Below are 12,634 nucleotides of genomic sequence, written 5' to 3'. Positions count from 1 at the left end.
TACAGAATATTAATATTTATTTTCAACTGCATATAATATGCATACTACCTATTAAAAAATGTATATACGAAAAAGCCATAACAAAATTCTCCGTTTGCACGATTCAGAAACAAATCGTATCTTTGAATCAGAGTTTTAATCAAGCAAATACCTTGTATTTACCTCAAATTATTCCTATCATGAAAATGAATCATTATGTAAAATGCGTAACCGCCGGCATTGTGTGTTCACTGATGTACGGCAATGTATGCGCGCAAGACACATTCGATCTGTCTTCCCAACGCTCGGAGAAACAAGATGTACGAGCTGTTCCCGGAAAAAAAGTAGACCACAAAGGACTTATCCTGAACCCGCAGCCTCATCAGATTGTGACGATAGCCGGAAAAACGTGTGACCTTTCTCAGGGTATCAACCTGAAAGACAAGCAAGATAAATTTGCGGGTTACCTTGATTTCCTTTCCCCGAACAAGAAAGGAGTTAAACTGACCATCGATTTCGGACAGAAAGTTGCCGGCAAGGCCAATGTAAAAGCTGTATCGGGTGCTTATGCCCTTGTTGTCAACGAGAAAGGAATCACCCTCACGGGATTCGACGAACGCGGTGCTTTTTACGGCATACAAACCTTGAAGCAACTGGTGGAAAGCCCGGTTTCTTCCGGCGGTGCCCTCCCCTTTGTAGAAATAAACGATTATCCCGACCTGCCCAACCGTGGAGTAGTGGAAGGTTTTTACGGCACTCCGTGGTCGCACGAGGTACGTCTGTCACTCATTGACTTCTACGGAAAGTTCAAGATGAATTCTTACTTATACGGTCCGAAAGACGACCCTTATCACAGCTGTCCGAACTGGCGATTGCCTTATCCGGAGAAAGAGGCTCAGCACATCAAGGAACTGGTGGATGCCTGCAACCGCAACTACGTGGATTTTGTATGGGCCATCCATCCGGGACAGGACATCAAGTGGAACGAGGAAGATTATCAGAACCTGATTAACAAGTTCAACTGGATGTATGACTTAGGGGTACGTCATTTTGCCATCTTCTTTGACGATATTTCCGGAGAGGGTACCAACCCGCTGAAACAGACAGAACTGCTCAACCGGTTGACGGAAGAGTTTGTGAAGGTGAAAGGCGACGTGTCTCCGCTTACGGTCTGCCCTACCGATTACTCCAAGCTTTGGGCGAACCCAACCGAGAAAGGAAGTCTGGCCATCTACGGAAAAACGCTTAATCCAGAAATCAAGGTGTTCTGGACAGGCGACGTGGTGTGCAGCGACCTGACACCCGAAACACTCGATTTCATCAACTCACGCATCAAGCGTCCGGCTTACTACTGGTGGAACTACCCGGTGACCGACTACATCCGCAACTTCCTGCTTCAGGGACCGGTGTACGGACTGGATACCAGTCTCACAGCCAATGAAACCTGCGGTATCGTGAGCAACCCGATGGAACACGGGGAAGCATCCAAGCTGGCTCTGTATGGAGTGGCCGACTATACCTGGAACATTGCCGGCTACAATGCCATCGACAACTGGGAACGCGGACTGACGGAGCTGGTTCCGGAAGCAACCGATGCCTACCGCACCTTTGCCATCCATTCCAGTGATACCGAAAACGGATACCGACGGGATGAGTCGTGGGAAACTCAGACTTTCCGCCTGGCTGACTGGACAGACGAAGCGGCTAACACGCTGGAAGAAGAATTCAAGAAGGTAGAAAGTGCACCGGCACGTCTGGAAAGCAACTGCAAGAATGCGGCACTGCTCAATGAACTCCGCCCCTGGCTGACTGAGTTCGGTAAATTAGGCACACGCGGCAAGCAGGCCATCGAACTGGCACGCATCTACCGCTCAGGCAAGGACGATGCGCTGTTCTGGGAGAAATACATACAGAATATCATGACTCCTGAAGACCGGAGAAACTATGAAGCTCACAAATCGGGCACGCTGAAACTTCAGCCGTTCTATGAGAATGCCATGGATGACATGGCACACGAGTACCTGAAAAAGCTGTCGGGCAAGGTACCGACTGACTACAAGGGTATCGGTTCTTTCAGCAGCGCACATACCGTACAAACCAAGCTGATGCTCGACAATGACTCCACTACCTTCTATACCTCTGGGATTGCCCAGAAAGCGAACGACTGGATTGGCGTAGACCTGCGCGATGTGCGTGACGTAACGGAAATCTCCATTCTTCAGGGAAGAAATTCCAAGGATGATGTGGACTATTTCGACCATGCCATCGTGGAATGCTCGGCAGACGGAAAGACCTGGAAGGCACTGACCGGAGAACTCGACAAGCAATACATCATCCACTGGCAGGGAGCTCCGGAAAAGGCACGCTACGTACGCCTGAAACGACTGGATTCCAAACGTACCAACTACGCGTCTGTCCGCTCGTTCGACGTCAACCCGCTGTGTCCGGAAAACATGGGATTCTCACTTGAAGCTGACAGCCTGGACAAGGCCATCTACGCTTTCGACAACAACCTGGCGACTTCTTACAAGAGCACTAAGTCACTGACTTTCGGCGTAAAGGAAAATGTCAAGGCATATACCCTGCTCATGAACCGCCTGTCTGCCCCGTTGAAGTGCATCCAGCTGGACAAGAAGGGCAAGGTGATGTCGGAAACCATGATTGAAACTCCTTTTGCCAAAATCGAACTGGCCAACAAGAACGTAGCCAAGATTCGCCTGGAGGGAGCTGCGGAAGTGTTTGAAATTGTGGCGATTGACTAAGCTGAAAGCAGACATGAAAAAACGCCTTTGCGTTTCAACTAAAACGCTTCGACGTTTGAAACCAAACACAAGGACGTTTTAGGGAAAACGCAAAGGCGTTTAAAAGTAAACGCAAGGACATTCTCAGGGAAACGTCCTTGCGTTTTTTTATGCCTTATTTTATCACCCGGAAATATTCCGGTTTACGGGGTTTTGCCGGAGCCATCTCCCCGTCAGGATAGCCTAAAGAAAGGGCACCGATTCCCATCAATCCTTCCGGAAGGCCCCATTCTTCCATCAACTGCTTGCCCTCTTCCGTAGCAAACATTTCCCGTTCGCGGTGAATCCAGCAGCTGCCCAATCCCAACGCATGAGCGGCCAGCATCATATTTTCCAGCACGCAACTTCCGTCCTGCACCGGATTGTTGGCCAGCGAAGGCGCAAATACCAGCACGCAGGTAGGTGCATCGTAATAAGGATTTGATGTCACTCCCATAATCTCCGCGTTCATTTTTGCCAACTGGGCAAGCACTTCCTTCTTCTGCACTGCCACAATGTAAGGCGACTGCATGCCTCGTGAAGTCGGTGCGTAGGTACCGGCCTCGAGTACGGCTTTCAACTCTTCGTCTGTAATCTGTTCAGGTTTGTACCTGCGGCAGCTGCGCCGCGTTTCGATAACCTTTAAAAAATCATTTTCCATATTGTCACTCTATTTGATTCTTGGTTTTTCATTCTTTTTTATTCCCTTCCCTATCGTTTTTTAGACAACAGGGTTTGTACAATAGTCTGCATGAGGTAAGTGCGAACGTCTGTATTCTCCACACATTCCAAAGGGAATCCCAATACAAAAGTACGATAATCTTCTCCACGATAGACCGTACCGCTACCGTAATTTCCATTGGTATAGGCAAACGCAGAGTAAGCTCCTTCCACCGGCATGACACACTCCATGGACGGAACGGCGTAAATGCTTTCATTGGCTCCACCCTGAATACGGAAGCTTGTACCGGCTCCCTTCACCGGAGCAGATGAAAGGTTGCTGAAACGACCTCCATACGTGCATTTCAACACGTTCTTGCCGAAATCGTCTTTCTGCAAATTCGCTCCCCACTTCGAACCACTGACCAGCAAACGGCCTCCCTGACGGCAATAACCAGCCAGTGCTTCTCGCATGGAAGCGGAAAAGGTCTTGGCATCGGCACCACAAATCAAATCGACCATGTCATAGTGAGTCAAATCGGTACTTCCACTTTCCAAGGTTTCATCGCTGCATGACACAAACGAATAGCGTCCGGCACGCTGGATGGCCTTGCCATGTACGAATACATAATCACGGGTATTGCCTGCAATCAGTCTTCCTTCCAAGACATCATCACTTACTCCCAGTCCGTCGCCCGTTTCCAGTCCGGCTTTGTCGCGGTTGAATCCCTGCTGGTATCCGCAATAAGCAGGTGTCTGTCCGTCAGGAATTCCCGGATCGGCCTTCAGGTCGAACCCTTGCAACAGAGCAGAGTTGACTTCTGCCGGTCCCGACGTGGCATCAAATCCGTTGACAATAAGCAGGGTACCTTTGCTTCTTTTGGCCTTATAAGCAGACAGAATTTCGGAAGGGAAACTCTCTCCTCCCCGGTTCACAGCCGTCACCTTGAAGCTGTAGACCAGTCCCGGCTCCACTTTCACCGTATATTCCGGCTTTCGCACATACACCCCGTTATCGAATCCTCCATAACCGATACGTGTATAGACAATGTATCCCTGAGGCTTGGCAGTGGGTTCCATCACATCTTCCACCGGATTCCAGTTCAGCGTAAAGGTATTTTTCTTCTTTCCTTCACGGATGGCAAAGTGATTCACCGGAAGCGGCTGCACCACATAGTCCGTACCATGCATGGTAGAAAGGTACTTCAGCACGGACTTATACACGGAGCGTCCCACCGTAAACTTGAAATCCGGATTATGTCCCCACTTCATATCGGCAAAATTCTGGTGGGAAAGCAGCTCTAAAATCATGGAAGGCACAGCCGGCAGACGGGTTTCACTGTAGTTGCGGTTCCACATGCTCCGTCTGGCCCACTGCACGCCAAAACGGGAAGAGATGTCACGCTGCAATCCAGTCAGCACCATGTCGGTCAGGTCGCGCGAAGCATAACGGGATACGCCACAATTCAGCTTGCCGTCATTGAAATCTGTGGTATAGATGCCCAGCGAGCCTACCAGTTCATCATCGGTATTGAATCCGGCATCACTGTGCAGGCCTAATGTCATTTCAAACGGTACCTTCAGCCCCTCTTCCGTCGGATTGTATACCGAACCACCACTCAGGTAGTTCACCGTCAGCGAGCGGGCGTTGATGTCATCGGTATAATCATTCTCACCCTGGCTCTTGCTGTACACCGGATAAGGCATCCCGGCCCATTGTGCCCAGTAGCGCGCTCCTTCTAAGTAACGGGGCACTCCGCTCACTTGTCCGCCTCGCACAATGTTTCCCATACCACCGCCAAAACGGACGGCATCGGCACATACCACTCCTTTCTGGGAACTTTCGTTACTCAGCACCACCATGCCATAGTCGTTTCGTCCCTTGTCGAACTCAAAGGTACCTAAATAGACCCAGGTTCCCCCTCCCATCTGCTGGTTGACCTTAAATTCCGTCACCCCGCCGTTATGAAACACCAGGTACTTGGCATCCGACACACTCTCCGGTAAAGTCTGATAGCTTACGTACACCGCGTATTTCCCTTTTTCCGGAATAGCAGGAATCCATTCGGCAAAGGCTTTTTCCGGCTTGTCCTGTGTAGGAATAAACCGGGCGGTACCGTCTGTAAAAGGGTTATAATTATCAGGATACTGCTGGTACTTCTGGGCAAATCCCGGCTTGCCGGTATCCTGCCAGCGGTATTTCTTATCTTCCACCTCCAGATAATGGCTGCCTTGCGTACAGGTATTGTTGTCCACAATGACTTCATGACGTTGCCAGTCGCGCTCACGTGGCGTAAAGACCACTGCCCCGGCATTCTCCAGCATCGGAATCAGGTAAGGTACCACGAATGACTGGGTAAACAAATCCTCTGCGGTACAGAACAACCGAGGACGTTGCCAGCGCCACTCATTCCGCTCGTTCCGGTACACCTTTCCATGGCTTTGCCACAAGGCTACATGCCGTCCCTCCAGTCCCCGGCTGATTTCATACGGACGTGACACATTCATCACCCACGGATTTCCCTTTGCCTCCAGCTTGCCATACAGACGCGTCTTGTCCTGTTTCTTGCGATACGCATTAGGCACCAGGTCTTCAATGAGCTTGCCATCGGCATACACCTGCAAGGTATAATAATTCACGGGGCCTGGAAGCGACTGCTTCAACAAACGGTAGATAGCCGACACATTTTCTTCCGTAAACGGCTGATAGCCAAAAGCAGGATTGGCATACACACGCAATACCTTCTTCTCATGGTCTACCTCAAAACCTTCCAGCTTGCACTTGCCGATACGGGCATACGAAGTCTCATAACTGGTAAAAAAATCTTTCAGACGTTGCTCTGTGGTCTGTTCCAGACTTTGTCCAGACACCGCCCCTGCCAGGCAAAGAAAGCCTAACAGCAAAATAGCAAATTTATTCATATACATTCTATAGAGTCGGCACAAAGGTACAAAATATCACAGATTCTTGTTCATCCAAATAAAAAAAGCCGTCCGGCATCTTTCGGATACCGGACGGCCAATGCATTTATTTTCGACTGATTTTTATCAGTTATTTTCCGGACGAAGTTTACGTACGGTTACTGCAGTCTGCCACATTTCGCTTTCACGCAATGCTTTCAATTCTGCATTCAGTTTCTCACGATAATCAGGCTGAGAGTTGCTGTCGATAGAAATCTGTGCTTCGTTTCCTGATTTCACGCTCTGATACAATTTCTGTACAACCGGTTTGATAGCATCGTGGAACGGGCCCATCCAGTCAAGTGCACCGCGCTGTGCAGTAGTAGAGCAGTTCGCATACATCCAGTCCATACCGTTCTTTGCAAACAACGGCATCAATGACTGAGTCAGCTCTTCTACAGTTTCATTGAATGCTTCCGACGGAGTATGTCCGTTTTCACGAAGTACTTCATACTGTGCCAGCAGCAATCCCTGGATAGCTCCCATCAAAGAACCACGTTCACCGGTCAAGTCAGAAGTAGCTTCACGCTGGAAAGTAGTTTCAAACAAATAACCAGAACCGATACCGATACCCAATGCGATGGTACGTTCGTATGCCTTGCCCGTAGCATCCTGGTAGATAGCATAAGAAGAGTTCAAGCCACGGCCTTCCAGGAACATGGTACGCAAAGAAGTACCTGAACCTTTCGGAGCCACCATGATTACATCTACATCTGTCGGAGGAACTACACCTGTACGGTCATTCCAAGTGATGGCGAAACCATGAGAGAAATACAGTGCTTTTCCTGCAGTCAGACGAGGCTTGATAGTAGGCCATACAGAAATCACAGCTGCATCCGACAACAGACACATAATTATAGTGGCTTTTTCGCAAGCTTCTTCAATGCTGAACAAAGTTTCTCCCGGTACCCATCCGTCAGCTACAGCTTTGTCGTAGGTTTTACCCTGACGCTGTCCGACAATGACGTTGAAACCGTTGTCACGCAGGTTCAAAGACTGGCCCGGTCCCTGTACACCGTAACCGATAACTGCAATGGTTTCGTCTTTCAATACTTCACGTGCTTTTTCCAATGGAAACTCTTCGCGGGTCATTACATTTTCAATAACTCCGCCAAAATTCATTTGTGCCATAATTTTCTTACAATCTTTTTACGCAGCCTGAAGCTGCAAGTTGTTAGTATAATGTTAATCTCTAAAAATCACTTTACTCCGGACTACGACTTCCGTGCCGTTTTTCTTCACCTCTACGTCGTATTCGTTTTCGCCCGTCTGCTCCCGATAGAAACTCAAGGTATCTCCGTAATAACTTTCGGCCACATAGGCCATCTCAAACCGACGGATACGCTTTTCACGAAACATTTCCATAGGGAACAAATCCAGAATATGCTCGATATACTTGATGCTGTTCACATGGCCGTTCAAGTCAATGTCACTGTATTTCACCTGACATTCGCCCACCCGCTCCGGATGACTCACCTTGATGCGTCCGGGTTTGTCTATCGGACAGTCCTTCACGCACACATAGTCTACAATCGACCCGCCATGCAGTGTCAGCAAATCGGCCGGCTTGCGGGTTTCCATGCTGATCATGGCCCATATCGAACGAGCATAGCCGATGGCTTTTCCGTCTTTATCCAGAATGGCAAAATTTCGGTCCGTAAACAAACGGTACACATTTTCCACCCACGTCTGTATAGAGAAACTTTCGTATGCGCGAGGCATATCTTCCAGTTCGATTGCCAGACGAGATAGTACCCATGTGTAATGATTCTCATTCAACGTGGCGATACCAAATCCTCTATCAGCTGCATGAAACCCAGCGCAGTTCAGCAAATGATTGCCCAATACGCCCATGGTCAGCCGCTCCATAAAATCCACATGAAACGGTTCAGCCACAAACTGGTAAGTCCCCACTTTATTATCTATTGCCATAGGCCTATTCTTTTTCATTCCGGTACCGTTCTTCACGATGCGCCAGATACTCATTTACCCGTTCAAAACAGCTTGTCGACACAGCAATACGCCCGGAACGTACAAACTGCAACACACAATTCAACTGCCTCAACTCCTGATAAAGCGAAGTAATGTCATCGCTCATCCCTACCATCTCCACAATGGAAAAAGTCGGATTCACCTCTACAATGTGAGCACTGTAACGACGCACCACTTTCGAGGCTTCCGGATTTGACTGAAATTCAGGAGTAGAGACCTTGTACATGGCCACCTCACGCTGAAAGATTTCCTTGTCCGTGAAATAATGCGCCTGAATCACGTCTATTTTCTTCTCGATTTGCGTCACTACCTTATCAATTACATCTGGAGTAGTCCAGCAAGTAATAGTGTATTTATGCACTCCCTTTATAGAAGAAGCCGACACGTTCAGACTCTCGATGTTTATCTGACGACGGGTAAACACAGCTGTAATCTGGTTCAGTATACCGGCAATGTTTTCCGAATGAACGATGATTGTATATAAAGTCTTGTTGCTATTCATAATTCACCTCCTTCTCCTCTCAACATTCCATTAACATATAGTTGACCGAGCTTCCCGGAGGAGTCATCGGCAACACGTTTCCTTCTTCTACCACACAAACCTCCAGCAGGAAAGGACCGTCGGTCGACAACATTTCCTGAATACCGTCATTCAGTTCCTCACGGCTCATCACTCTTTGTGAAGCGATTCCGTAGGCTGAAGCAATCTTCATGTAATCCGGATTCATCATCGGAGTAAATGAATAACGGCGGTTGAAAAACATAGCCTGCCACTGACGCACATTACCCAGGTAATTGTTGTTCATCAATATAATCTTGACCGGAGACTTCTGTTCCATCACCGTACCCAATTCCTGCATGGTCATCTGCAAACCTCCGTCACCCATAAAGGCACACACCGTACGGTCCGGACGACCGAATGTGGCACCGATTGCAGCCGGAAGACAGAACCCCATGGTTCCCATACCACCGGAAGTAACGATACTGCGAGGTTTCGTAAACTTAAAGTAACGGCAAGCCATCATCTGGTTCTGACCTACGTCGGTCACTAAAATTGCTTCATTATGAGTAGCCTCGCTGACAGCGTTCACCACTTCACCCATATTAATCGGCCCTTCCTTCGGGAATACCTCTTTATCAATTACCTGATTGAACTCCTTTTCCTCGTATGGCTGGAAGCTTGCAATCCATTCCTCGTGCTTCTGCGGCTGAATCAATTCAGTCAGCAAAGACAAGGTGCGTTTGCAGTTTCCAAGCACCGGTACATCCACCGCCACATTCTTGCCGATTTCCGAGGGGTCTACATCAAGGTGAATTACCTTAGCCTGCTTGGCGTATGTCTCCAGTTTTCCCGTTACACGGTCATCAAAACGCATACCTACGGCAATCAGCACATCACACTCGTTGGTCTTTACATTCGGGCCTAAATTACCATGCATACCCAGCATACCTTTGTTCAACCGATGATTGCTTGGCAAAGCCGACAGACCCAACAAAGTACATCCACACGGAATATCTGCCTTCTCAACAAAGTCTTTCAACTCTTTCTGGGCATTTCCCAATTCTACTCCTTGACCTACCAGCACCAACGGACGTTTAGCTGCATTGATTAAGGCAACTGCCTCAGCCACTGCCATTGAATCAGTTTCTGGATCCGGATCATAGCTTCGGATAAAATCAACAGTCATCGGCTCATAGTCCGTCATTTCCACCTGCGCATTCTTAGCGAAGTCCAGCACCACCGGTCCCGGTCGTCCGCTGCGTGCGATATAGAACGCACGAGCCACTGCCCAGGCCACATCCTCCGCACGACGAATCTGATAGCTCCATTTAGAAATCGGCTGAGTCACACCCACCAAGTCTACTTCCTGAAAGGCATCCGTACCCAGCAGCCCAGCTCCTACCTGACCAGCAATCACCACAATCGGGGTACTGTCAATCATGGCGTCAGCCACACCTGTAATAGTATTGGTTGCCCCTGGCCCACTTGTTACCAGACAAACACCTACTTCTCCCGATACACGGGCAAATCCCTGAGCTGCATGTGCAGCTCCTTGTTCATGACGAACCAAAATATGGTTCAATCTATCCCGATGGTCATACAACGCATCAAACACCGGCATGATAGCCCCTCCCGGATAACCGAAAAGCGTCTTTACGCCTTCATGCTCCAAAGAGCGCATCAATGCTTCCGAACCTGATATTTTTTCTTTACTCATAAGCAACTATTCTACGATTCTCACTCCACCTTTATCTGCCGAGCTCACCATGCTAGCGTATGCCTTCAGAGCCTTCGAAACCTTCCGGTCGCGTGTCACCGGCGCCATCGGGCGCTGAGCCAGTTCTTCCTCCGAGAGCTTCACATTGATAGAGCGGTTAGGAATATCTATTTCAATGATGTCACCATCTACAATCTTACCGATGTTACCTCCGGCAGCTGCTTCCGGAGAAATATGTCCGATACTCAATCCGGAAGTTCCTCCACTGAAACGTCCGTCGGTAATCAATGCACATTCTTTACCTAAATGCTTGGATTTAATATAAGAGGTAGGATACAGCATCTCCTGCATACCCGGACCACCTTTCGGACCTTCATTAGTAATGACTACCACATCACCGCTCACAACCTTTCCCCCAAGGATTCCCTCACAGGCTGCTTCCTGCGAATCGAACACCTTAGCTGGTCCGGAAAACTTCCAGATGCTTTCATCCACTCCAGCTGTTTTTACCACACAGCCATCCTGTGCAATGTTTCCTTTCAAGACAGCCAATCCGCCATCCTTGCTGTATGCATGCTGCAGGTCGCGGATGCATCCGTTGACACGATCGGTATCCAGTTCCTTATAAGTGGCATTCTGTGCGCCTAACTGAATACAGAACTTACCACCCGGTGCACTTGAATAGATGCGCTGTGCTTCTGCATCCACCTCCGAACGACAAATGTCATATTTAGCTATCGCCTCAGCCAATGTCGTACCGTCTACACGATGAACCGTGGTATCCAGCAGTCCACCTTTAGCCAATTCGCCTAAAATGTTCAGGATACCTCCCGCACGATTCACGTCCTGAATGTGGTATTTCTGTGTATTGGGAGCCACCTTACAAAGGCAAGGTACCCGGCGCGACAGCATATCAATGTCGTCCATCTTAAAATCTACTTCCGCTTCATGAGCCACAGCCAGCAGGTGAAGCACCGTATTAGTAGAACCACCCATGGCAATGTCGAGCGTCATGGCATTCAGGAAAGCCTGACGAGTGGCGATGCTCCGCGGCAACACACTGTCATCTCCTTCCTCATAATATTTATATGCATTCTTCACAATCAAAGCCGCCGCATCCTTAAACAACTGCTTGCGGTTGGCATGAGTAGCCAGAATGGTTCCATTGCCAGGAAGAGCCAGTCCGATAGCCTCATTCAAGCAGTTCATAGAATTAGCGGTAAACATACCAGAGCAACTTCCACATCCCGGACATGCATGCCGTTCTATTTCAGCTACGTCTTCATCACTTACCGTTGCATCGGCCGACTTAATCATGGCATCAATCAAATCCAAATGCTGTCCACCCCACTCTCCAGCCTCCATCGGCCCACCAGACACAAACACAGTCGGAATATTCAGACGCATGGAAGCCATCAGCATACCCGGAGTAATCTTGTCACAGTTGGAGATACATACCATCGCATCCGCCTTGTGCGCATTCACCATATATTCTATGCTGTCGGCAATGATGTCACGTGAAGGCAAAGAATACAACATCCCGTCATGCCCCATCGCGATTCCGTCATCAATGGCAATGGTATTAAATTCTGCAGCAAAACATCCCAGCTTCTCAATTTCTGCCTTGACCTGCTGACCGATTTCATGCAGGTGAGTATGCCCCGGTACAAATTGTGTAAAAGAATTCACAATGGCAATAATCGGTTTTCCCATCATTTCCTTTTTCATTCCATTGGCCACCCACAATGCTCTGGCACCCGCCATACGGCGACCTTCCGTACTCATCGAACTACGTAACTGATGTTTCATATTCCTCACTCTTTTAATTAAAAAGCCTCTCTCATCGTCTGGTGAGAAAGGCTTTCCATACTATCATAACTATATGATTACATACACGAAACCTTCTCACCTCTTGGTGCCACGACCACGACGCGAATAATATGCAGGACTGCCAGATTTACCAATGTATTCAATGTAATCATATCTGTTTTTCTCTCGTTTTTTCGTTTACAAATGCAAAGGTAAAGGCTTTTTTGTAATACA

8 protein-coding genes are annotated in these 12,634 nt (G+C 48.5%); 1 reads left to right on the top strand and 7 read right to left on the bottom strand.

Annotation, left to right across the window (positions count from 1 at the left end; translation table 11 throughout):
* Positions 1-179 precede the first annotated feature (179 nt).
* Positions 180-2,741, top strand: coding sequence for a beta-N-acetylglucosaminidase domain-containing protein (locus ACMJ0U_RS09525; RefSeq protein WP_417129730.1), 2,562 nt, complete (start codon positions 180-182; stop codon positions 2,739-2,741).
* Between the two features lie 154 nt (positions 2,742-2,895).
* On the opposite strand, the gene ACMJ0U_RS09520 is transcribed toward ACMJ0U_RS09525, so the two are convergent.
* The 7 genes from ACMJ0U_RS09520 to ilvD form a co-directional block, all read right to left on the bottom strand.
* Positions 2,896-3,420 (bottom strand): nitroreductase family protein, encoded by a 525-nt coding sequence (locus ACMJ0U_RS09520; RefSeq protein WP_417129729.1) that lies wholly within the window; start codon positions 3,418-3,420, stop codon positions 2,896-2,898.
* Positions 3,421-3,470: 50 nt separating this feature from the next.
* Complete coding sequence (locus ACMJ0U_RS09515; RefSeq protein ID WP_417129728.1) at positions 3,471-6,347, bottom strand: xanthan lyase; 2,877 nt, start codon at positions 6,345-6,347, stop codon at positions 3,471-3,473.
* Between the two features lie 120 nt (positions 6,348-6,467).
* Complete coding sequence (gene ilvC / locus ACMJ0U_RS09510) at positions 6,468-7,511, bottom strand: ketol-acid reductoisomerase (RefSeq protein ID WP_022052898.1); 1,044 nt, start codon at positions 7,509-7,511, stop codon at positions 6,468-6,470.
* A gap of 54 nt (positions 7,512-7,565) precedes the next feature.
* Positions 7,566-8,312 (bottom strand): acyl-[acyl-carrier-protein] thioesterase, encoded by a 747-nt coding sequence (locus ACMJ0U_RS09505; RefSeq protein WP_417129727.1) that lies wholly within the window; start codon positions 8,310-8,312, stop codon positions 7,566-7,568.
* Between the two features lie 4 nt (positions 8,313-8,316).
* The gene (gene ilvN, locus ACMJ0U_RS09500; protein WP_417129726.1) at positions 8,317-8,874 is read right to left on the bottom strand and encodes an acetolactate synthase small subunit; all 558 of its coding nucleotides are present in this window, start codon (positions 8,872-8,874) and stop codon (positions 8,317-8,319) included.
* Between the two features lie 19 nt (positions 8,875-8,893).
* Positions 8,894-10,591, bottom strand: coding sequence for a biosynthetic-type acetolactate synthase large subunit (ilvB, locus tag ACMJ0U_RS09495; protein WP_417129725.1), 1,698 nt, complete (start codon positions 10,589-10,591; stop codon positions 8,894-8,896).
* 6 nt (positions 10,592-10,597) lie between these two features.
* Entirely contained in the window at positions 10,598-12,400 is a 1,803-nt protein-coding gene (gene ilvD / locus ACMJ0U_RS09490; protein ID WP_417129724.1) for a dihydroxy-acid dehydratase, read from the bottom strand.
* Positions 12,401-12,634 lie beyond the last annotated feature (234 nt).

It is taken from the genome of Phocaeicola sp. (genome assembly GCF_048170425.1).
Classification (GTDB): Bacteria; Bacteroidota; Bacteroidia; order Bacteroidales; family Bacteroidaceae; genus Phocaeicola.
This window is presented reverse-complemented; position numbering and strand designations above follow the sequence as displayed.

Bases quoted from the DNA above. Each gene is read 5' to 3' on its own strand.
- ACMJ0U_RS09525 (WP_417129730.1), top strand. From the start codon at position 180: ATGAAAATGAATCATTATGTAAAATGCGTAACCGCCGGCATTGTGTGT.
- ACMJ0U_RS09520 (WP_417129729.1), bottom strand. From the start codon at position 3,420: ATGGAAAATGATTTTTTAAAGGTTATCGAAACGCGGCGCAGCTGCCGC.
- ACMJ0U_RS09515 (WP_417129728.1), bottom strand. From the start codon at position 6,347: ATGTATATGAATAAATTTGCTATTTTGCTGTTAGGCTTTCTTTGCCTG.
- ilvC (WP_022052898.1), bottom strand. From the start codon at position 7,511: ATGGCACAAATGAATTTTGGCGGAGTTATTGAAAATGTAATGACCCGC.
- ACMJ0U_RS09505 (WP_417129727.1), bottom strand. From the start codon at position 8,312: ATGGCAATAGATAATAAAGTGGGGACTTACCAGTTTGTGGCTGAACCG.
- ilvN (WP_417129726.1), bottom strand. From the start codon at position 8,874: ATGAATAGCAACAAGACTTTATATACAATCATCGTTCATTCGGAAAAC.
- ilvB (WP_417129725.1), bottom strand. From the start codon at position 10,591: ATGAGTAAAGAAAAAATATCAGGTTCGGAAGCATTGATGCGCTCTTTG.
- ilvD (WP_417129724.1), bottom strand. From the start codon at position 12,400: ATGAAACATCAGTTACGTAGTTCGATGAGTACGGAAGGTCGCCGTATG.